The sequence below is a fragment of the Nocardioides candidus genome, from assembly GCF_041321175.1.
Classification (GTDB): domain Bacteria; phylum Actinomycetota; class Actinomycetes; order Propionibacteriales; family Nocardioidaceae; genus Nocardioides.
Genome location: NZ_JBGGWC010000004.1, coordinates 349,669 through 369,710 on the forward strand (window position 1 = coordinate 349,669; position 20,042 = coordinate 369,710).

Here is a 20,042-nt window from a genome sequence, read left to right on the forward strand (position 1 = left end):
GTCAGAGGCCCACCGGCGGCGAGACCTGGAAGTAGATCGCGGAGATGACCGCGTTGAGGAAGAACAGCAGCATGAACGCGACGATGACCGACTCGTTGACGGCGCGGCCGACGCCGAGCGGGCCGCCCCCGGCGTTGAGACCCTTGTAGGCGCCGACGATCGCGGCGAGCCAGCCGAAGATGATCGACTTGATCATGGCGATGTAGAGATCGGGCAGCGACGCGAGCGCGGTGAACGAGGACAGGAACGCGCCGGCGGAGCCGCCCTGGACGATGACGGTGAAGTAGTAGCCGCCGCCGATGCCGGCGACGATCACGATGCCGTTGATCATCGCGGCCACGAACATCGTGGCGACCACGCGCGGGGCGACCAGGCGTTCGAGCGGATCGATGCCGAGGACCTCCATGGCATCGATCTCCTCGCGGATCTTCCGCGCGCCGAGGTCGGAGCAGATCGCGGAGCCGGCCGCGCCGGCGATGATCATGGCCGCGGCGATCGGGGCCGCCTCGCGGACGGTCGCGAGCACGGCGGTGGCGCCGGCGAAGGACTGCGCGCCCAGCTGCCCGGTCAGGTTGCCCACCTGCAGCGAGATGACCGCACCGAACGGGATGGAGACGAGGATCGTGGGCAGCAGGGTGACGCTGGTGACGAACCACGCCTGCTCGATGAACTCCCGGAACTGGAAGGGACGGGTGAAGATCCGCTTCGTCACCTCGACCGTCATGAGCGCGAGCTCACCCGGTCCGCGAATGACCGATGCAGCGCTGAACGCCACCTGGCCACCTCCCCGTCGTCCTGACGGCGTTGATACTAGAACGTGTTCTCGTTGCAGGGGTTAACGAACCACATAGTGACCCGTTACACAACTTGCTAACGGCTCCGGCGCGTCGCGTGTCACGGTATCGGGTCAAATGTCCTGAAACGTGCGGATCCGCCGAAGAGGACGGCGGGCCCCGTAGCATTCGGCAGCGTGATCGCACCGGAGAGCCAGCTGCGGAACCTCGGCCGCCACCCGTCCGCGCTGCTCCTCGGGGCGCAGCTCGTGGTGGTGCTGCTCTATCCCTTCCTCGACAGCTCCACGGCGGGCCGCGCGGTGGTCGGCGTCGTCCAGATGGTCGTCGTCCTCATCGCCGCGTGGGCGGTGCGCGCGACCCCCGCGCTGAGCTGGGTCGCGGTGGTCCTCGGTCTGCCGGCGATGGTGTTCGCCGTGCTCGAGCCGGTCACGCGCGACCACGACGGAGTGGTGCTGGCGTCGGCCGCCTTCCACGTGCCGTTCTACCTCTTCGTCTCCTACGCGATGATCCGCTACCTCTTCCACGACGACGTCGTCACCCGTGACGAGCTCTACGCCGTGGGAGCGGCGTTCACGGTGGTGGCGTGGGCCTTCGCCTACGTCTACGCCGCCGCCCAGGTCCTGTGGCCCGGTTCGTACGTCGGCTCCGGCACACCGGCCGGAGGGGACGTGAGCTGGTTCGAGCTGCTGTTCCTGTCCTTCACGACCCTGACCAGCGTCGGGCTCTCCGACATCTACCCGGTGCTCGACCACGCCCGTTCACTGATCATGGTCGAGCAGGTCGCCGGGGTCCTCTACGTCGCGCTGGTGATCGCCCGGCTGGTCAGCCTGAGCCACCTACGTCGCGGGAAGTAGCTGTCCGCGGCGTCGGCTCATGGCTCGCGCTCGCGCATGGCTCCTCGCTCGTCGGGGGTGCTTCGACCTCGTTCCTCGGTCGGCACCCCGCTCCTCACTTGGTCGCTTCCACCATCTGGCGCAGCTCCTTGCGGAGCTCGTTGATCTCGTCGCGGAGCCGGGCGGCCAGCTCGAACTGCAGCTCGGCGGCCGCCCCCTTCATCTGGTCGGTGAGGTCCTGGATCAGCTCGGCGAGGTCGGAGCTCGGGAGCCCGGCCAGGTGGGCGGCGTGCTCGCCGACGGCGCCCTCGCCGAGGGTCGGCACCGGGGCCCGGCGCCCCTTCACTCCCCCGGCGCGGCCGCGGACGCCCGCGTCGGCCCAGGTCTGCAGGAGCTGCTGCGTCGTCTCGTCCTCGCGGGCGAGCATCTCGGTGATGTCGGCGATCTTCTTGCGGAGCGGCTGCGGGTCGACGCCGTTGGCCTTGTTGTAGGCGATCTGCTTCTCTCGCCGACGGTTGGTCTCGTCGATGGCCGACTCCATCGACGCCGTGATGCGGTCGGCGTACATGTGGACCTGCCCGGACACGTTGCGCGCTGCGCGACCGATCGTCTGGATGAGCGACTTGTCCGACCGCAGGAAGCCCTCCTTGTCGGCGTCGAGGATCGACACGAGCGACACCTCGGGCAGGTCGAGGCCCTCACGCAGCAGGTTGATGCCGACGAGCACGTCGTAGGCGCCGAGCCGCAGGTCGCGCAGCAGCTCGATGCGCTTGAGCGTGTCGACCTCGGAGTGCAGGTAGCGGGTGCGGACGCCGGCGTCGAGGAGGTAGTCCGTCAGGTCCTCCGACATCTTCTTCGTCAGGGTCGTCACGAGCACCCGCTCGTTGCGCTCGGTGCGCAGCCGGATCTCGTGGATCAGGTCGTCGATCTGGCCCTTGGTCGGCTTGATCACCACCTCGGGGTCGACCAGGCCGGTCGGCCGGATGATCTGCTCGACGACGTCGCCCTGCACCTTGTCGAGCTCGTAGTCGCCCGGGGTCGCCGAGAGGTAGATGGTCTGGCCGATCCGCTCGAGGAACTCCTCCCACCGCAACGGCCTGTTGTCCATCGCGCTCGGCAGCCGGAAGCCGTGCTCCACCAGGTTGCGCTTGCGGGACATGTCGCCCTCGTACATCCCGCCGATCTGCGGCACCGCCACGTGGGACTCGTCGATGACGAGGAGGAAGTCCTCGGGGAAGTAGTCGAGCAGGCAGTTGGGCGCCGAGCCGCGGGCGCGGCCGTCGATGTGCATCGAGTAGTTCTCGATGCCCGAGCAGGTGCCGATCTGCCGCATCATCTCGACGTCGTAGGTCGTGCGCATCCGCAGCCGCTGCGCCTCCAGCATCTTGCCCTGGCGCTCGAACGTCGCGAGCTGGTCCTCCAGCTCGAGCTCGATGCCGCGGATCGCGCGCTCCATCCGCTCCGGGCCGGCGACGTAGTGGCTGGCCGGGAAGACGTGGAGCTCCTTGTCCTCGGTGAGCACCTCGCCGGTGATCGGGTGCAGCGTCATCAGCCGCTCGATCTCGTCGCCGAAGAACTCCACCCTCACGGCCATCTCCTCGTAGACTGGGAAGATCTCGAGGGTGTCGCCGCGCACGCGGAAGGTGCCCCGCGTGAAGGACAGGTCGTTGCGCGTGTACTGGATGTCGACCAGCTGCCGCAGGACGCTGTCACGGTCGTGCTCCTCGCCGACCCGCAGCCGCACCATGCGGTCGACGTACTCCTGGGGGGTGCCGAGGCCGTAGATGCACGACACCGTCGACACCACGATCACGTCGCGCCGGGTCAGCAGGCTGTTGGTGGCCGAGTGGCGCAGCCGCTCGACCTCCTCGTTGATCGAGCTGTCCTTCTCGATGTAGGTGTCGGTCTGGGGGACGTAGGCCTCGGGCTGGTAGTAGTCGTAGTAGGAGACGAAGTACTCGATCGCGTTCTTCGGGAAGAGCTGGCGCAGCTCGTTGGCGAACTGCGCGGCCAGCGTCTTGTTGGGCTGGAGCACCAGCAACGGGCGCTGCACCTGCTCGGCGACCCAGGCGACCGTGGCCGTCTTGCCGGTGCCGGTGGCACCGAGCAGCACGACGTCCTGGGTGCCGGCGTCGATGCGCTTGGAGATCTCCGCGATCGCCGCCGGCTGGTCGCCGGACGGCTGGTAGTCGGACTCCACCTTGAAGGGGGCGACTCGACGCTCGAGGTCGGTGATCGGACGCATGCCCCGAGCCTACGGGCGCCCACCGACGGCGGGGTCAGGACCGGGGCCGGTCCGGCTGGACGCGCAGCACGCGCAGGGCGGTGGCGAGCATCCGGTAGTGGCCGACGAGCAGGACGACCTCGATGGCCGTGCGCTCGTCGTACTCCTCGCGCAGCGCGGCCCAGCCGTCCTCGCCGAGGTCCTCGGTGGCCAGCAGCTCGTCGGTCGTCGCGAGCAGCAGCCGGTCGGAACCGTCCCAGCCGTCGAGCCCGCCCGCCTCGACCAGGGCGATCTCGTCCTTCGAGAGCCCGGCACGGCGGCCCAGCCGACGGTGCTGCGTGAGCTCGTACTCCGAGCCGCACGTCGAGCCGACGCGGAGGATCACCAGCTCGGACTGGCGCCGCGGCAGGCGTCCACCCGGCATCATCCGGCCGGCGAAGTGCAGCCAGCCCCAGAAGAGACCGCGGTTGCGGCCCAACGTGCGGAAGACGGCCGGCGACTCGGTGCCGGTCACCCGCCCGGCGGCGTAGGCGAAGGCGGCGACGAAGGGGCCGGTCTGGCGCCAGGTGCCGGGTGGGACGCGCGGGGCCGGCGAGGAGGACGTCATCGCAGGTCCGACCGCCGGGCGTCGTCGACCGCCGGCAGCACCCGGTGCGCGCCCCAGCTGAAGACCCGCATCGCCGCGGCGTAGCCGGGCGGGAAGTAGCGCTGCAGCAGGTGCACCAGCCGGATGTCCACGGAGGTGTAGACCCAGTACTTGTTGCGCCGCACACCCTTCCAGATCGCCTCGGCGGCCTTCTCGGGCGTGACCGCGTGCGCCTGGAACCGCTTGCGCGCGCGCCGGAACCTTCGGTCGTTGCTGTCCACCCCGGCGATCCGGATGGTCTGCACCAGGCCGGTGTCGACCCCGCCCGGGGCCACGAGCGTCACGCCGATGCGGTGCCGGCGCAGGTCGTAGCGCAGCACCTCGGAGATACCGCGCAGCCCGAACTTCGTGGCGCTGTAGGCGGCGTGCCAGGGCATCGCGATGATGCCCGCGGCGGACGACACGTTGACGAGCTGGCCGCCCCGCCCCGCGTCGATCATCGGCGGGACCAGCTCCTCGATCACGTGGATCGGCCCCATCAGGTTGACCTCGACCAGCGAGCGCCAGTGCTCGTGCTCGAGCCCCCGCACGGTGCCCCAGATGGCGATGCCGGCGACGTTGAGCACCACGTCCATCGCGCCCGACGTGTCGGTGACGAGAGAAGCGAGGCGCCGTACGGCGTCGTGGTCGGTGATGTCGGCCGCCTCGGCGACGGCGACCCGGGCACCCGCGGCGGTGGCCTCCTCCGCCACCGCGGCCAGCTGCTCGGCCTGGATGTCGGTGAGGTGCAGCACGGCGCCCTCGCGTGCGGCCTGGAGCGCGACCGCGCGGCCGATCCCGCTGGCCGCGCCGGTGACGAAGACGTTCTTCCCGGCGAGGTCGCGGACGGGGGGCCTCATCCGGCCTGCCCGACCAGGGAGGCGAAGGTGGGGCGGTCACCCTCGCCGTAGTAGTCCGGCTGGTCGAAGCGGAGCCACGCGACCGTGCGGAGCTGCCCGTCGTCGATGGTGGTGGGGAGCTTGCGGCCGATCCGCAGGTTCAGCGTGATCGCGTCGGTGATGCCCACCCGGCGGTTGTCGTAGAGCACGTCGACGAACGTACCGGTGCCGCGGATCCACCGCACCAGACGCTGCTGGTTGGCGTCGAGGAAGTCCGACGACACGTTCGCGAGGTCCGTCCCGCCGGCGATCAGCGACGTCACGGCAGCCTCCTGCCGGACCAGGTCGCCCAGGAAGCCGAGGCTGTCGTCGGTCGCGTCGAGCAGGTCCGGTGCGACGTCGTCGAGCACGGCCGTGCTGCGCGCGAGGTCGTCCAGGTCCGCCCGGACGGCGGGCAGCCGGGGGTTGATGCGGGCGAGATAGGAGTTGAGCGTGTTGACGACGGCCGCGAGCTGGCCGCCCCGGCCATCGAGCGCCCGTGCCGCCGACCCGATCGCGGAGGCCAGCTCGGCCGGGCCGAGCGCCTTCACCAGGCGGTCGATGTCGTCGAGGGCCTGCTGGAACTCCAGCGTCGCCTGGCTCCGGTCGGCCGGCACGACGGAACCGGCCTCGAGGCTCGCCGAGCTGCGGTCGCCGTGGACGACCAGGTCGACGAAGGTCGTCCCGAACACCGTGGCGGGAAGGATCCGGGCCACCACGTTGGCAGGCACGTGGTCGAGGTCGTCCGACGACATCTCCATGTCGACCGCCACTCCCCCGGACGCGTCGCGCGAGACCGAGGACACCTTGCCGACGACCGCCCCGTCGAGCTTGACGTCGGAGCCCTTGCGCAGCGCCCCGCCGGCATCGGCGACGACAGCGGTGACGTGGGGGGTCGACCCGAACGTCCCGTTGGTCCGCAACGTCACGAACGTGAAGACCAGCGCCAGCCCCACCAGCGCGAGGAGGCCGCGCCGCGCCAGCACGTGGCGGGGCACGTCGCGTGCCATGGCCATCACCTCGGGGGGTCGGTGGACGACTGTTCTCCGGGTGTAACGGGGGTCACACCGCGAGGGTCACGCGGACGCCGCCGGCGATCGCCGCGTCAGAGCAGTGTGCGGAGCGGCTTGAGGAAGGCCTCGGTGAACTTACGGTGGAGGTCGCGCGCCTCCCACTCGCCGCTGGTCAGCTCCAGGCAGTTGGACTGGTCGACGAGGAAGATCTCCTCGAGCTCCTTGGCGAGCGTCTCGTCGATGGCCTCGAGGTTGATCTCGTAGTTGCCCTGCAGGCTGAGCCGGTCGATGTTGGCGGTGCCGACGGTGCACCAGGTGCCGTCGACGGTGGCGGTCTTGGCGTGGACCATCGCGTCACGGAACCGCAGCACGCGCACACCGGCGTCGAGGAGCTGGCTGAAGTAGCCGCGGGAGATCCAGTCGGCGACGATGTGGTTGGACTTCAGCGGCACCAGCAGCCGCACGTCGACGCCGCGTCGCGCCGCGTCCTTGAGGGCGTCCACGAAGTCCTGGTCGGGCATGAAGTAGGCCTGCGTCAGCCACACGTTGCGGCTGGCCCGGTTGATCGCCTCGAGGTACATCCCCCGGATCGGGAAGACCCAGAGCCGCGGCACGTTGCGCTGCAGCCGGATCCGCGGCTCCCACGTCGAGGCCGTCTCGAGCAGCAACGGGCGCTCCGAGGCGCGCAGCCGGCGCCGCCGGTTGAGGTTCCAGAAGTCGGCGAACGCGCGCTTGAGGTCCCAGACCGCGGGGCCGGTCAGTCGCACGTGCGTGTCGCGCCACTCCGTCTCGTACGCCGACCCGATGTTGTAGCCGCCGATGAACCCCGTGTGGTCGTCGACCACGAGGATCTTGCGGTGGTCGCGGCCGTAGCGGCGCAGGTCGAAGAACCGCCAGCCGGCCGCGTAGATCGGGTAGCGGAGCACCTTCATCGACGCCGGGAAGCGTTTGAAGGTCGGGGAGACGACGAGGTTCGCGAACCCGTCGTAGATGCAGAAGACCTCCACCCCGCGGTCGGCCGCGGCGGCCAGGGCGCGCTTGAACCGCTCGCCGGTCGCGTCGCCCTTCCAGATGTAGGTCTCGAAGAGGATCTGGCGCTGGGCGCCCTCGATGGCGGCCAGCATGTCGTCGTACAGGTCGCGACCGTAGGTGTACGTCGTGACCTCACCGTCGCCCACCGCGACCGTCTCCGGCCTGCGGGTCGGGAAGGGCTTGGGACGCTTCCCGCGTCGGCGGTAGGAGTCGACCAGCGACATCCCGATCGCGAGGCCCAGCTGGATGCCGAAGATCGTCAGCAGGAGCCGGCGGACCGTGCGCGACAGGTCCCACCCGTCGCTGAGTGCCTCGCGCCGTCCCACGGCCCTCAATCTAGTGCGGCCGCCGGGCGCGGCCGGCGCCGACCCGCTGGTGGGTCGGAGCGCCAGCACGGCATCACGAGACCGGCGGCACGGTGGCGATGTCGATGTCGCCGATCTTCCACCCGTCGCCCTGGCGGACCATCTTCAACGTCGTCCACTGGTCCTCGACGTGACCGCGCTTGTCGCCCTTGGTCCTCAGGACCTGGCGCACGTAGGCGAGCACGGTCGCTGTGTCGTCGTCGATCGTGTTGTAGGCCGACTGTCGGACCTCGCCCTCGGCGGACGCCTGGGACGCCTTGATGATCTTCTTCAGCTTCGGGATCTGCTGGGCGTAGCGCTTGCGCAGCGCGTCGCTGGCGAAGTTGTCGAGCCAGGAGTACTCGTCGTCGATGTCCTTGTAGGAGTACGACGTCATCTCCAGCAGCATCTTCTCGGCCGCGTCGCGCGCCTCCGGCCCGGCCGCGTAGGCCGCGTTGTCGGCCTTCTCCTTCGAGAGGTCGTCCTCGGCGCTGTTCTTCGCCGAGACCAGCCACACCAGGCCGATGCTCGGCGCGAAGAGCACCGCGAGCAGCACGACCAGCAGCACGAGGATGGCGAGCTGGTAGCGCCGCTCGTTGGGGGTCGGACCGCCGGGTGTCTCACCCCTCTGCACCACGCTCATCGGACCGGTCCCGGGGCGTGCGCGGCGCCGCGCTGCAGGTGGGCGAAGGTGGGAGCGCAGTGCGCACCGGTCTGGAACGGGTAGCGCTCCGGGTCGTAGGGCTGGTGGCGGGGGGTGTGGTAGTTGCAGCGGTCGGTGCGGACCGGGATCACGTCGATCCGGAGCTCACCGCCGCGGATCACCGCCAGCACGGTGCCGAGGCCGCGTGCGTACTCCTGGAGCAGGGTGCGCAGGTGCGGTTCGTAGGACATCACGACGTCAGTAAAGCTCACGCCCTCGTCGAGGAACCCGGGCAGGACCTTGTCGGCGTCCTGGACGAGTGCCTTGAGCTGGTCGAGCTGCTTCGGCGTGCGGTCGAGGACCCGGCTGAACTCCGGCTCGTAGCCGCGGAGGAACGAGGCGAACTGCTTGGCCTTCACGCCCAGGTCGCGCAGCTCGCCGGCGTTGTCGCTGACGATCCGCAGCACCGTGCCGCCGTTGTCGATCACCCGGTTGGTCTCGGGCCACACCTCGTCGAGGGTGTCGAGCAGGTCGGTGCCCTGGTCGAGGATCCGGCCGAGGTCGTCGCCGGTGCCGGCCAGGGCGGTGCTCAGCTCGCCGAGCACGATCCGCAGCTTCTTGTCGTCGATCTGGCGAAGCACCTTGTTGACCGCGATGACGGTCGAGCTGAGGCTCTTGGGCAGGTCGGTGGACTCGGCCGGGATGGACTCGCCGTCCTCGAGGAAGGGGCCGTCCGAGGTGTTGGGCTGGAAGTCGAGGTACTGCTCGCCCACGGGCGAGAGGCTGCGCACCTTGGCGACCGAGTCCTTCGGGATGTCGGTGCCGGAGCTCAGCTTGATGGTCGCGACGACCCCGTTGTCCTCGGGCACGATCTCGGTCACCTTGCCGACCTTGATGCCGCGGTAGGTCACCGACGAGCCCTCGTAGAGACCGCCTGTCTGCTTCAGGTGCACCTCGAGGCTGAGCGGCCGCGAGGTGAGCGGCTCGTCGAGGATCGCCGCGAACAGGTAGGCGATGGCGACGAGGAAGACCACCACGACGCCGACCGCGCTCAGGTAGAGACGGTCGCTGAGGATCTTGCGCAGGTTCCGCATCAGTTCCCTCCCCCGAGCAGTCCGGTCACCAGGCCGCCGAGCGAGAGCGGGCTGGTCGACCCGCCTCCAGGTCCACCGCCGGGTCCGCCGGTGCCCGTGGTGCGACGCCCGCCGGCCCGGGACGCGTCGGTGCCCGTCGCCGACTTCGGCGCCAGGCCTCCGAGGAGCCCACCGAGGCCGAGCGCGTCGAGCACGTCGCCGATCGGCGCGGTGATGTCGAGCAGGTCGAGCAGGTTCTGCAGCACGGGCAGGTTGCCCGCGGAGATGCCGTCGAGGTGCAGGTCGAGCGACAGGGAGAGGTACTCGCCGGGGACCACGCTGCGCAGGGAGTCGGCCGCGGTCGACAGGTTGCGCAGCATCTGGTTGAACCGTCCCTTGTTCGACGCCAGCTCGGCGAGCACCGGCTCGGTCTCGCTGAGGAGCTGGAGCAGCTGGGTGCGGGTCGCGTCGACCGTGCTGTTGGCTGCGGCGGAGAAGCGGTCGACCGCTGCCAGCAGTGCGGTGAAGTCCGGCGTCGCCCGGCGCAGCACGGCCGCCGCGGGCCGGATCTGCTTCATCGCCCGGTTGATCGTGTCCTGCCGGTCGCCGAGGGTGCCGGACAGCGAGTCGAGCGAGGTGAGCACCGCGTCGATGCTCGACGTCGTCGAGTTGGCCTGGGTCAGGAACGTCTGCGCCTGGTTGAGCAGGAGCCGGATGTCGTCCTCGTGCCCGCCGATCGCGGTGTTGAGCTCCTCGGTGATCGTCTGCAGCTGGTCGAGGCCGCCTCCGTTGATGAGCAGCGACGCCTCCGACAGCGCGTCCTCGACCGTCGGCGCGGTCTCCGTCTCCTTCAGCGAGAGGGTGGCGCCGTTCTTCAGGTCGGTGCCCTTCGGGGGGTTGGTGACGTCGACGAGCAGCTCACCGAGCGGCGTGGTGTAGCGCAGCCGCGCGGTCGCGCCCTCGTGGATCTGGGCGTCCGTGCGCACGTCCATCGTCACCACGGCGGTGTAGTCGTCGATGTCGATCGACTTCACCTTGCCGCTGTCGACGCCGTTGACCTTCACGGGCGCGCCCTCGGCCAGGTTGAGCGCCTCGTCGAACTTCGCCTTGATCTCGATGGTGTCGCCGGACACCCCCGTCCCGGGGATGGGGAGGTCACGCATCGTCGTCGAGCAGCCGCTCGCCGCCAGGAGCATCGCGCCCAGCGCCACGGCGGCCACTGCGGACCGCAGCCGGTGCCTGGTCATCAGTTGCCCCCCAGCGGGTCGGTGCCGAGCAGGTTGCAGATCGCCGGAGGCAGCCGGTCGCAGATGCTCCGCAGGACGCCGCCGAGCGGGTCGAGCGCGACCGGGTCGAAGGTCACCCTGAGCCGATCGCCGTCGCGCGCCTTCTGGAGGTTCTGCAGCGCCAGCGGCATCACCTGGAGGATCTCGGTGAGCTGCTTCTGCTTGGCCATGATCGTCTTCATGACCCGGGTGGACCCGCCGAGGGCCTCCACGATCTGCTCGCGGTTGTCGACCGCGAACTGCGCCACGACCGTCACCGCGTCGTTCAGCGCACGGAGGGCCGAGCGGAAGTTCTCCCGCTCGTCGGCCAGGAGGTCGGCGGCGGAGGAGACCTGGTGGATGAACTCCCGGGCCGTGGACTCGTTCTGCGAGACCTCGCCCAGCAGCGTGTCGAGGGACCTCAAGGTGGAGGCGACGTTCTCGCGCTGGGCGTGGAAGCCGTTGACCCCCTCCTGGAGCGCGTGCACGGTCTGGTTGATCAGCGGCCCGTTGCCCTGGAGCGCCTGGGTGCCCTCGTCGATGAAGTGCTTGATCGCCTCCGTCGCGTTCTTCGACCCGGCGATGCCGGTGGCGAAGTGGTTGAGCGAGGCGAGCACCGCGTCGAAGTCGACCGGCGTCCGGGTGCGGTCGATCGGGATCTCCGCGCCGTCGTCGAGCTTCGGCCCCTTCTTGTAGACCGGCGTCAGCTCGACGTAGCGGTCGGTGGCCACCGAGCGGGCGACCACGACGGCTCCGGCATCGGCCGGGACGTCGTACTTGTCGTCGATCTCCATGGTCACCTTGACCTGCTGACCGTCGGGCTCGATCGAGGTGATCTTGCCGACGACGACGCCGAGGATGCCGACGTCGTTGCCGACGAAGAGACCGGCGGAGTCCTCGAAGTAGGCGGTGACCTCCATCTTCCCGCCGCCGATGCCGTCGGGCAGCGCGCTGCACGCCGGCGTGAGCAGGAGTACGACGGCCAGCAGCACCGTGCGCAGCGTGCGCCACCGGCGGGGACCGCGCGCCGGCGCGGCCTGGACGACCCGCACGGTCATCCCCTGGTCTGCCTGGGTGCTCATCAGCAGTCCCCCCTCGCGCCGCAGGTCAGCTCGTCGCCGGGCAGCGCAGGCTCGTGGGCGAACAGGTCGAGCCACGGCCCGTTGCCGGTCGCGTTGGCGACGTAGCGGACCGCGGGGGCCATCACGTCGAGCACGTGCTGCAGCTGGTCGTCCTGCTGGTTGAGGAAGTCGAGCACGTCGTTGAGGTCGCGCAGCGCAGGCTGCAGCTTGGCCTTGGTCGAGTTCACGATGGCCTCGAGCGCCCGGGCGAGCTCGGTGGTCTCGGTGAGCAGCTGGTGGATGGCCTGGCGCCGGGCGGTGACCTCGGTGACGACCAGGTTGGTCTGCTTCATCAGTCCGATGATGTCGTCGCTGCTGGCGGCCAGCTGGTCGGTCACGCTGCGTGCGGCGGTGAGCAGCTCACCGGTCTGCCCGGAACGGGTCGCGATCACGTCGGAGAGCCGGGCGACGCCCTCGAGCGCGGGCCGGATCTCGCCCTGGGAGGCCCCCAGGGTGTTGGCCATCTGGGTCAGGGCCTGGGCGAGCAGGTCGGGGTCGAGCTCGTCGAGCGCTCCCGCACCGCTCTCCAGGACGTCCTGGAGGTTGTAGGGCACCGACGTCCGGTCGAGCGGGATCTTCCCGCCTGCCAGCTCGCCGGGACCGCTGGGGTCGACCTCGAGGTAGTGGGTGCCCAGCAGGGTGGCGACCTTGACGGTCGCTTCCGTCGTCGACCCGAGCTCGATGTCGCTGTCGAGCACGAAGGTCACCAGCACGTGGTCCTTCTCGAGCTCGATGCCGGTCACCTTCCCCTTGTCGACGCCGTGCACCTGCACGTCCTCCCCCGACCGGAGCCCGCCGGTGTGCTCCAGGACCGCCGTGTAGGAGTTCGTGCCGAAGTTCGCGACGCTCAGGAGCACCACGCCCGCCGCGACGACGCCGAGGATGGCGATCGCGATGAGGCCGATCTTGAAGGGATCGCGCTGCGTGATCGGCTTCATCGGCACACCTCCGAGAACGGGCCGTTGCCGCCGGCCGGATTGATGCTGGTGTTGCCGATGGCCACCGCGAACGTGCAGACGTAGACGTTGAGCGCGTTCTCGTAGGACGTCGCCCGGCCGAGGGTCTCGAAGATCGTCCCGAACGCGCCCAGCGCGTTGTCGAGGTCACCCCGCGAGTCGGCGAGCATCTGGGCGACGGTCGCGAGCTGGCCGGTGGTGCGCGTCATCGGCACCTTCACCTGCTGGAGCAGGCTGCTGGTGGCGCCGACGAGGGAGCTGATGCCGTCGATCGACGACCCGATGGACTTGCGGTCCTTGGCCAGGCCGGTCATCAGGTCCTTGAGCTCCACGACGGTGGCCCGCAGGTCGTCGCCCCGCCCGGCGAGGTTGGCCAGGACCGGGGTCAGGTTGGTCATCACGTTGCCGATCACCTTGTCGCGGTCGGCGATGAAGTTGGTGAGCTGGTCGGTCTGCTGGAGCAGGCCCTCGACCGTGCCGCCCTCGCCCTGGAGGACCTTCACCATCGAGGTGGCCAGCTTGTTGACGTCGGCGGGCTGCAGGATCTCGAAGAGCGGGCGGAAGCCGTTGAGGAGCTCGGTGAGGTCGAAGCCGGGGCTGGTGCGCCACCGGTCGTTGCGCGGGCCGTAGTCGACCTGCATCGGGATGCTCGCGCCATCCTTCAGCTCGTCGCCCCGCGCGCCCTCCTGTCGCAGCTGCAGGTAGCGCTGACCCAGGAGGTTCTGGTAGCGCATGATGACCTTGGTGGTGTCGTAGATCTTCTGGTCGGCGACGAGGACGAAGTCGACCATCGCCCCGTCCTCCGTCGTGTCGATCCCGGTCACCTGGCCGATGCGGACACCAGCAGCCTTGACGTCGTCGCCGACGCGCAGCCCGCTGACGTCGGCGAACTCCGCGTGGAACTCGTTCTTGTCGCCCGGCACGCCGTTGGCCATGGTGTTCACGAGGAGCCACAGCAGCAGCAGGCTGACGATGGCGAACGCCGCGACCTTCGCGGCGACCGTCTTGATGCCGGTCACCGGGCACCTCCCACGAGCGAGCCGAAGCCGGTCCGGTAGGACGGACCTTCGTTCGACGTGTAGTAGCGCGGCCGGTCGGTGTTGAGCGTCGCGTCGGTCCGGATGAACCCGCCGTCGATGGCGGGCGGGATCGCGGTGCCGAGCGCGGAGTTGATGCTGATCGCGTCGGTGATGCCGGCCCTCCGGTTGTCGTAGAGGACGTCGATGAATCCGCCGGTGCCGCGGATCCACCGCACCAGCCGCTGCTGGTTGTCACGAAGGAAGCGGTCGGACACGTCGGCCAGCTCGGTGCCGCCCGCGATCAGGGCCGTGAGCGACGCCTCCTGACGCACGAGGCTGCCGAGGAACACCAGGCTGTCGTCGGTGGCGTCGAGCAGGTCGGGCGCCACGTCGTCGATCACGTCGGAGCTCCTGGCCAGCGCGTCGAGGTCGCTCCTCACCGCCGGCATCCGCGGGTTGATGCGGGCCAGGTAGGAGTTGAGCGTGTTGACGGTGGCGGCGATCTGACCGCCACGGCCCTGGAGGGCCTGTGCCGCGGAGCCGATCGCGGAGGCCAGCTCGGCGGGTCCGAGGGCCTTCACCAGCCGATCGATGTCGTCGAGCGCCTGCTGGAACTCGAGGGTCTGCTGCGTGGTGTCGGCCTTGACGTCGTCGCCGGCCTCCAGGCTGGACCGCGCCGGCGAGCCGTGGACGACGAGGTCGACGAAGGTGGTGCCGAAGACCGTGGCCGGGAGGATCCGGGCCACGACGTTGGACGGGACGTGTCCGAGGTCGTCCTTGGACATCTCCATGTCGACCCGCACACCGCCCGACCTGGTGTCGCGCTCGACGGCGCTCACCTTGCCGACGATGACACCGCCCATCTTCACGTCCGAGCCCTTGCGCAGCGCCCCGCCGGCATCGGCGACGACCGCGGACACGTGGGGCTTGGAGCCGAAGGTCCCGTTGCTGCGCAGTGTGATGAAGACGCCGATCACCGCCAGGGCGACCAGCACGATCAGGCCGCGCCGTGCCAGCGCGTGCCGAGGAACATCCCTTGCCATCAGTCAGTCACCCCGAGATCCGGAAGCCGGGATCGCCGCCCCAGAAGACCAGGGTGAGGATCATGTCGATCACGACGACAGAGACGATGCTGGCGCGGATCGCCGTACCGGTGGCCTCACCGACGGCCTGCGGGCCGCCGCCGACCTTCATGCCGTACCAGCAGTGGATCAGGGCGATCGTGAGCGCGAAGATCAGGATCTTGATGACGGACAGGAAGACGTCGCGACCCTGGATGAAGGTCGAGAAGTAGTGGTCGTACTGGCCCGGTGACTGGCCGAAGAGCACGACGACCGAGATCTGGGAGGCGGCGTAGCTGCCGATCAGCCCCACGAGGTAGAGCGGAAGGATCGCGAGCATGCAGGCGATCACGCGCGTCGTCACGACGTAGCGCATCGGGCTGACCGCCATCACCTCGAGCGCGTCGATCTCCTCGTAGATCTTCATCGAGCCGATCTGCGCGGTGAAGCGGCAGCCGACCTGGGCCCCCAGCGCGAGCGCCGCGATGAGCGGGGCGAGCTCACGGGTGTTGGCGCTCGCCGAGATGAAGCCGGTCAACGGCGACAGGCCGACGATCTCCAGTCCGTTGAACCCCTCGATGCCGATGGAGGTGCCCGCGGCGACGGAGAGCAGCGCCATCACGCCGACCGTGCCACCGCCGACGAGGAGCGCGCCGCTGCCCCAGGCGATGTCCTTGAGCTGGCGGAACATCTCCTTGGGGTAGAGCGCCAGCGTCGACGGGACCGCCTTGACGACGTCGATCGAGAAGGTCGCGAAGAATCCGATGGTCGCGAGTCCCGACATGATCGCGTCGAAGACGCCGACCATGCTGTCGGACAGCCGCTCCCCTGCGCTGCGCGCGCGTGGCTGGATGCTTGCCATGGCTCAGGCCACCCCCTGGGGCACGAGCATCACGTAGGCCTGCGTGATGCCGACGTTGACGACGGCGAGCAGGATCACGCTGAGGACGACGGCCTGGTTGACCGCGTCGGCGACCGCCTTGGGCCCGCCGCGCGCCTGCAGGCCCTTGTGGGCGGCGACGACCACGGCGATGAAGCCGAAGATCAGTGCCTTGAACTCCGCGAGGAACAGGTCGGTCGGCTGGCTCAGCCCCACGAAGGAGTCGAGGTAGGTCCCCGACGAGATCTGGCCGGTGCCGACCACCAGGGCGAACGCCGTGGTCATCGCGGTCATCGCGACGATCACCGTGAGGAGGACCGCGACCAGCAGCGCCGCGAGCACCCGGGGGGCGACGAGGCGCTGGATCGGCGAGATGCCCATGACCATCAGCGCGTCGGTCTCCTCCCGCACGGTGCGGGCGCCGAGGTCGGAGCAGATGGCCGAGCCGACGGCGCCGGCGATCATCAGCGAGGTGACCAGCGGTGCCCCTTGGCGGAGCACGCCGATGCCGTTGACGGCGCCGATGAACGACTGGGCGCCGATCTGGTTGGCCGCAGCGCCGATCTGCACCGACGTGATGACGCCGAACGGGATCGACACCAGGATCGTCGGCAGCAGCGAGACCCGCGTCATGAACCAGCACTGCAGCAGGAACTCGGTCCACGAGAACCGGCGGGCCACGATGTCGGTCGCGATGAACTTCGCTGACTCCACCGAAAGCACGACGAGCTGGCCGGTCGTGACGACACCTGCCTTCAGGCGACTGACGAGGTTGTCGAGCATCCCTCGACCGCCGAGCAACACTGCCGTCATCGCGGCCCCTTCTGGTTCATCGGGCGGCAGGACGAAGCTCGGGTGCTGAACTCCGTGGCTGGGGTCATGCAGCCACCGCCGTCGGGTCGTCGGTCGCGCGGGCCGGCTCAGCGGCCACCACGTCGACGGCGAGAGAGGGATGCACAGCACGCGTCTGCACGCCCATGCGCCACCCCTGTCGCTGGATCATTTCTCGGCCCAGGCCAGTGCCTGTTGCTCGGTGTAACAGATATCACGGGAAAAGGTCACACCTGCGGGAGGTGTCCACGAAGTGAGGCCCGGTGACCACGCCTCGGACGTCGCAGTCCGGCGGCCCCGAGGAGCAGGAGGACACGGCCCCGGTGGGGCCTCCAGGGCTCGAGGAGGGCCGCCATCCCGACGTCGTCGGTCTCCTCGCCGGTCAATGCCCACCCCACGTCCTTGGCCACGTGGAAGTCGCCGAACGGTACGGCGTCGGGGTCGCCCAGCGCTCGCTGCCGGACCTCGGCGCTCGTCCAGATGCCGAGCCCGGGCAGGCTGCGCAGCGCGCGGTCCAGGGCTTCGGCAGCGCCCTCCTCCGCCGCGATGCGCTCGAGGGCGTCGGCCCGCCGAGCGGCGGTGATCACCGCGCGCGAGCGGGCCGGGTCGATGTGGAGCCCCAGCCACGCCCACGACGGGACGCCGACCAGCACCTCGGCCGACGGCTGGACCCGGAGGCCGAGCGCCGCTCCCGGACCAGGGGCCGGGTCGCCGTACTTGCGGACCAGCGCGCGGAACCCCGCGAACGCCTCGGCGCCGGTGACCTTCTGCTCGATGATGGTCGGCACGAGCGCCTCGAGAGGGCGACCGGTGCGCCCGATGCGGACGTGCGGATGACGCCGCAGCGCCTCGACGACCACCGGGTGCCGCGGCTCGAAGCCGGTCCAGTCATCGGCCGCGCCGAGGAGGGCGGGCAGCTGGTCGAGCGCCCACGCGGCGCCCGGCCCCCACGCCTGCGCCCGCACCTCGCCGTCGGCGCCGCGCGACTCGATCGCGAGGGTCACCGGTCCCGCGGGGGTCCGGCTGGCCCGCCAGTGCGGACCGCGCTCCCCCGGCGGCGCGAGCCGCAGCGTCGGGTCGCCGGCACCGCGCCGCTGCTGGGCGAGCGTCGAGCGCACGGCGCACGGCCACTCCGGCCGCCACACCCGCGTCGCGTCCGGCCCCTCCACGTCGACCAACACTAGGGTGTGTCACCGACACGAAAGTCCTTCGTTGTTCCACGAGACGACATCTGCGAGGAGGAGGAGCGTGACCGCCGCACCCGAGGCACGCCGCCCGCGCCTGGACCAGGAGGCGGTGCTGCAGGCCGCCGAGATCCTGGTCGACCGCGAGGGGTACGACGCGCTCACCATGACGTCGCTCGCCGGCGAGCTCGACACCCGCGTCTCCTCGCTCTACAACCACGTCGCCAACCTCGAGGACCTGCGGGCCTCGATCCAGGTCCGCGCGATGCGGCTGCTCGGCGACCACGTCCGGCGGGCCGCCATGGGCCACGCCGGGGCCGACGGCCTGCGGGTGCTGAGCCACGAGCTGCGGTCCTTCGCCCGGGCGAAGCCGGAGCGCTACGCCGCGATCACCCGGCCGCCGATCGACCGTGAGGCGTTCTTCGCGGCGGCCCTCGAGACGATCGAGGCGCTGGCGGTGATGGTCCGTTCCGCCGGGCTCGCCGAGGACCGGCTGCTGCCGACCGGCATGGCGGTCTTCGCCGCCCTCCACGGTTTCGTGTCGCTGGAGGCGGCCGGCTACTTCGGCGACGTCGAGGACGACCTCGACGCCGTCTACGAGATGGTGATCCGCGGCGCCGTCACCGCGGCGGTCCTCGAAGCGACCCACTGACGGCGGTCCCGGCTAGCGTCGGGCGCATGCTGCTCCACGAGGTCGTCGACGTGTCCGCACGCGTGGGCGCCACGCGGTCGCGCAAGGCGAAGACCGCCGAGATCGCCGACCTGCTGGCACGCGCCGAGCCCGAGCAACGGGAGCTGGTCGCGACCTACCTGAGCGGACGGCTGCGCCAGCGGCGCACCGGGCTGGGGTGGCGGGGGTTGCAGGCGCTGCCGCCGCCTGCCTCCGCGCCGACGCTGGCCGTCGACGAGGTCGACCGGGCGTTCGAGCACCTCGGGTCGCTCTCGGGTGCCGGCTCCGTCGCGGCCCGGGCCGCAGCGGTCGTCGACCTCTTCGGGCGGGCGACCGAGGAGGAGCAGCAGTGGCTGCGTGCGGTCGCGCTCGGCAACGTCCGGCAGGGAGCGCTCGAGGCGGCGATGACCGAGGGCGTCGCGCAGGCGGCCGGGGTGCCCGTCGCCGACGTCCGCCGCGCGGCCATGCTCGCCGGCGGCGCGCCCCACGTCGTCGAGGCCGCCTTCGCGGGCACCGACGCGCTCGCCGCGATCGGGCTCACCGTCGGCCGCCCGGTCCAGCCGATGCTCGCGTCGTCGGCCCCCGACCTCGACGCCGCGCTCGACAAGCTCGGCGCCGACGCCGCCGGGCTCGCCGTCGACGCGAAGCTCGACGGCATCCGGATCCAGGTGCACCGCCGGGGCGAGGAGGTCCTCGTCGCGACCCGCAGCCTCGAGGACATCACGCGCCGGCTCCCCGAGGTCGTCGAGGCCGTCCGCGCGCTGCCCGCCTCCGACCTGGTGCTCGACGGGGAGGCGATCTCCCTCGACGAGCGCGGCCGCCCGCGGCCGTTCCAGGAGACGGCCTCCCGCACGGCATCGGCGTTCGACCACTCGGCCCGCGTGACGCCGTACTTCTTCGACCTGCTGCACCTCGACGGTCGCGACCTCCTCGACCTGCCGGCGACCGAGCGCTGGGCCGCGTTGGAGGCGCTGGTGCCCGAGGAGCACCGCGTGCCGCGGTGGCGCGGCACCGACGCCGTCGAGGCGCGGGCGTTCTCCGACCAGGTCCTCGCCGACGGGCACGAGGGAGTCGTCGTCAAGGCCGCAGGAGCGTCCTACGCCGCCGGACGTCGTGGTGCCGCCTGGATCAAGGTGAAGCCCGTCCACACCCTCGACCTCGTGGTGCTGGCCGTCGAGTGGGGCTCCGGCCGGCGGCGGGGCACGTTGTCCAACATCCACCTCGGAGCCCGCGACGACTCGGACCCGTCGCGCTTCGTCATGCTCGGGAAGACGTTCAAGGGCATGACCGACGAGATGCTCGCGTGGCAGACCGAGCGCTTCCAGGAGCTCAGGACGAGCGAGGACGACTGGGTCGTGCACGTGCGTCCGGAGCAGGTCGTCGAGATCGCCTTCGACGGGGTCCAGCGCTCCACCCGCTACCCCGGGGGCGTGGCTCTCCGGTTCGCCCGCGTCCTTCGCTACCGCGACGACAAGACGCCCGCGGAGGCCGACACGATCAGCTCGGTCCAGGCGCTGCGATCCGAGGGCCCCTGAGCCGGCCGGCGCTGGTCCCCTCGCCGACGGGCGTACCGAAGGTGCATCTCCTCGAAGGGCC

19 protein-coding genes are annotated in these 20,042 nt (G+C 70.4%); 3 read left to right on the forward strand and 16 right to left on the reverse strand.

Annotated elements, in window-relative coordinates:
* Window position 1 precedes the first annotated feature (1 nt).
* Complete coding sequence (locus ACAX67_RS18880; RefSeq protein ID WP_370705428.1) at window positions 2-724, reverse strand: MlaE family ABC transporter permease; 723 nt, start codon at window positions 722-724, stop codon at window positions 2-4.
* 246 nt (window positions 725-970) lie between these two features.
* Between ACAX67_RS18880 and ACAX67_RS18885 the strand changes: the two genes are divergently transcribed.
* The gene (locus ACAX67_RS18885) at window positions 971-1,648 is read left to right on the forward strand and encodes an ion channel (RefSeq protein WP_370705429.1); all 678 of its coding nucleotides are present in this window, start codon (window positions 971-973) and stop codon (window positions 1,646-1,648) included.
* Window positions 1,649-1,742: 94 nt separating this feature from the next.
* On the opposite strand, the gene uvrB is transcribed toward ACAX67_RS18885, so the two are convergent.
* The 15 genes from uvrB to ACAX67_RS18960 form a co-directional block, all read right to left on the reverse strand.
* Entirely contained in the window at window positions 1,743-3,872 is a 2,130-nt protein-coding gene (gene uvrB / locus ACAX67_RS18890; protein ID WP_370705430.1) for an excinuclease ABC subunit UvrB, read from the reverse strand.
* A gap of 34 nt (window positions 3,873-3,906) precedes the next feature.
* Window positions 3,907-4,458, reverse strand: a complete 552-nt coding sequence (locus tag ACAX67_RS18895; RefSeq protein WP_370705431.1) for a carboxymuconolactone decarboxylase family protein — start codon at window positions 4,456-4,458, stop codon at window positions 3,907-3,909.
* Window positions 4,455-5,336 (reverse strand): SDR family oxidoreductase, encoded by an 882-nt coding sequence (locus ACAX67_RS18900; RefSeq protein ID WP_370705432.1) that lies wholly within the window; start codon window positions 5,334-5,336, stop codon window positions 4,455-4,457. The genes ACAX67_RS18895 and ACAX67_RS18900 overlap by 4 nt, the downstream gene beginning before the upstream one ends.
* On the reverse strand, window positions 5,333-6,364 hold the full coding sequence (locus ACAX67_RS18905; protein ID WP_370705433.1) for an MCE family protein: 1,032 nt from the start codon (window positions 6,362-6,364) through the stop codon (window positions 5,333-5,335). Before ACAX67_RS18905 ends, ACAX67_RS18900 begins: the two co-directional genes overlap by 4 nt.
* Before the next feature lie 95 nt (window positions 6,365-6,459).
* A complete protein-coding gene (locus tag ACAX67_RS18910) occupies window positions 6,460-7,725 on the reverse strand; it encodes a phospholipase D-like domain-containing protein (protein ID WP_370705434.1) in 1,266 nt (421 codons plus the stop codon).
* Between the two features lie 73 nt (window positions 7,726-7,798).
* Window positions 7,799-8,386 (reverse strand): nuclear transport factor 2 family protein, encoded by a 588-nt coding sequence (locus ACAX67_RS18915; RefSeq protein ID WP_370705435.1) that lies wholly within the window; start codon window positions 8,384-8,386, stop codon window positions 7,799-7,801.
* Window positions 8,383-9,480 carry an MlaD family protein gene (locus ACAX67_RS18920; RefSeq protein WP_370705436.1) on the reverse strand — a complete coding sequence of 366 codons (1,098 nt, stop codon included), beginning with the start codon at window positions 9,478-9,480 and terminating at the stop codon, window positions 8,383-8,385. Before ACAX67_RS18920 ends, ACAX67_RS18915 begins: the two co-directional genes overlap by 4 nt.
* A complete protein-coding gene (locus ACAX67_RS18925; RefSeq protein ID WP_370705437.1) occupies window positions 9,480-10,706 on the reverse strand; it encodes an MCE family protein in 1,227 nt (408 codons plus the stop codon). The genes ACAX67_RS18920 and ACAX67_RS18925 overlap by 1 nt, the downstream gene beginning before the upstream one ends.
* On the reverse strand, window positions 10,706-11,806 hold the full coding sequence (locus ACAX67_RS18930; protein ID WP_370705438.1) for an MCE family protein: 1,101 nt from the start codon (window positions 11,804-11,806) through the stop codon (window positions 10,706-10,708). The genes ACAX67_RS18925 and ACAX67_RS18930 overlap by 1 nt, the downstream gene beginning before the upstream one ends.
* A complete protein-coding gene (locus tag ACAX67_RS18935) occupies window positions 11,806-12,783 on the reverse strand; it encodes an MCE family protein (protein WP_370705439.1) in 978 nt (325 codons plus the stop codon). The genes ACAX67_RS18930 and ACAX67_RS18935 overlap by 1 nt, the downstream gene beginning before the upstream one ends.
* Entirely contained in the window at window positions 12,780-13,820 is a 1,041-nt protein-coding gene (locus ACAX67_RS18940; protein ID WP_370705440.1) for an MCE family protein, read from the reverse strand. The genes ACAX67_RS18935 and ACAX67_RS18940 overlap by 4 nt, the downstream gene beginning before the upstream one ends.
* Entirely contained in the window at window positions 13,817-14,863 is a 1,047-nt protein-coding gene (locus tag ACAX67_RS18945; RefSeq protein ID WP_370705441.1) for an MCE family protein, read from the reverse strand. Before ACAX67_RS18945 ends, ACAX67_RS18940 begins: the two co-directional genes overlap by 4 nt.
* Before the next feature lie 7 nt (window positions 14,864-14,870).
* Window positions 14,871-15,743 (reverse strand): MlaE family ABC transporter permease, encoded by an 873-nt coding sequence (locus ACAX67_RS18950; RefSeq protein ID WP_370705442.1) that lies wholly within the window; start codon window positions 15,741-15,743, stop codon window positions 14,871-14,873.
* 3 nt (window positions 15,744-15,746) lie between these two features.
* Window positions 15,747-16,574 (reverse strand): MlaE family ABC transporter permease, encoded by an 828-nt coding sequence (locus ACAX67_RS18955; protein WP_370705443.1) that lies wholly within the window; start codon window positions 16,572-16,574, stop codon window positions 15,747-15,749.
* A gap of 245 nt (window positions 16,575-16,819) precedes the next feature.
* On the reverse strand, window positions 16,820-17,761 hold the full coding sequence (locus ACAX67_RS18960; protein ID WP_370705444.1) for a DNA-3-methyladenine glycosylase family protein: 942 nt from the start codon (window positions 17,759-17,761) through the stop codon (window positions 16,820-16,822).
* Between the two features lie 79 nt (window positions 17,762-17,840).
* Here ACAX67_RS18960 and ACAX67_RS18965 point away from each other — a divergent pair, with 79 nt between their 5' ends.
* Window positions 17,841-18,428 carry a TetR/AcrR family transcriptional regulator gene (locus ACAX67_RS18965; protein WP_370705445.1) on the forward strand — a complete coding sequence of 196 codons (588 nt, stop codon included), beginning with the start codon at window positions 17,841-17,843 and terminating at the stop codon, window positions 18,426-18,428.
* 26 nt (window positions 18,429-18,454) lie between these two features.
* On the forward strand, window positions 18,455-19,981 hold the full coding sequence (locus ACAX67_RS18970) for an ATP-dependent DNA ligase (RefSeq protein WP_370705446.1): 1,527 nt from the start codon (window positions 18,455-18,457) through the stop codon (window positions 19,979-19,981).
* Window positions 19,982-20,042: the final 61 nt, after the last annotated feature.

What these genes read in the sequence shown, in the direction of transcription:
- ACAX67_RS18880 (WP_370705428.1), bottom strand. Translation starts at nt 724, where the DNA reads ATGACGGTCGAGGTGACGAAGCGGATCTTCACCCGTCCCTTCCAGTTC.
- uvrB (WP_370705430.1), bottom strand. Translation starts at nt 3,872, where the DNA reads ATGCGTCCGATCACCGACCTCGAGCGTCGAGTCGCCCCCTTCAAGGTG.
- ACAX67_RS18895 (WP_370705431.1), bottom strand. Translation starts at nt 4,458, where the DNA reads ATGACGTCCTCCTCGCCGGCCCCGCGCGTCCCACCCGGCACCTGGCGC.
- ACAX67_RS18900 (WP_370705432.1), bottom strand. Translation starts at nt 5,336, where the DNA reads ATGAGGCCCCCCGTCCGCGACCTCGCCGGGAAGAACGTCTTCGTCACC.
- ACAX67_RS18905 (WP_370705433.1), bottom strand. Translation starts at nt 6,364, where the DNA reads ATGGCACGCGACGTGCCCCGCCACGTGCTGGCGCGGCGCGGCCTCCTC.
- ACAX67_RS18915 (WP_370705435.1), bottom strand. Translation starts at nt 8,386, where the DNA reads ATGAGCGTGGTGCAGAGGGGTGAGACACCCGGCGGTCCGACCCCCAAC.
- ACAX67_RS18920 (WP_370705436.1), bottom strand. Translation starts at nt 9,480, where the DNA reads ATGCGGAACCTGCGCAAGATCCTCAGCGACCGTCTCTACCTGAGCGCG.
- ACAX67_RS18925 (WP_370705437.1), bottom strand. Translation starts at nt 10,706, where the DNA reads ATGACCAGGCACCGGCTGCGGTCCGCAGTGGCCGCCGTGGCGCTGGGC.
- ACAX67_RS18930 (WP_370705438.1), bottom strand. Translation starts at nt 11,806, where the DNA reads ATGAGCACCCAGGCAGACCAGGGGATGACCGTGCGGGTCGTCCAGGCC.
- ACAX67_RS18935 (WP_370705439.1), bottom strand. Translation starts at nt 12,783, where the DNA reads ATGAAGCCGATCACGCAGCGCGATCCCTTCAAGATCGGCCTCATCGCG.
- ACAX67_RS18945 (WP_370705441.1), bottom strand. Translation starts at nt 14,863, where the DNA reads ATGGCAAGGGATGTTCCTCGGCACGCGCTGGCACGGCGCGGCCTGATC.
- ACAX67_RS18950 (WP_370705442.1), bottom strand. Translation starts at nt 15,743, where the DNA reads ATGGCAAGCATCCAGCCACGCGCGCGCAGCGCAGGGGAGCGGCTGTCC.
- ACAX67_RS18955 (WP_370705443.1), bottom strand. Translation starts at nt 16,574, where the DNA reads ATGACGGCAGTGTTGCTCGGCGGTCGAGGGATGCTCGACAACCTCGTC.
- ACAX67_RS18970 (WP_370705446.1), top strand. Translation starts at nt 18,455, where the DNA reads ATGCTGCTCCACGAGGTCGTCGACGTGTCCGCACGCGTGGGCGCCACG.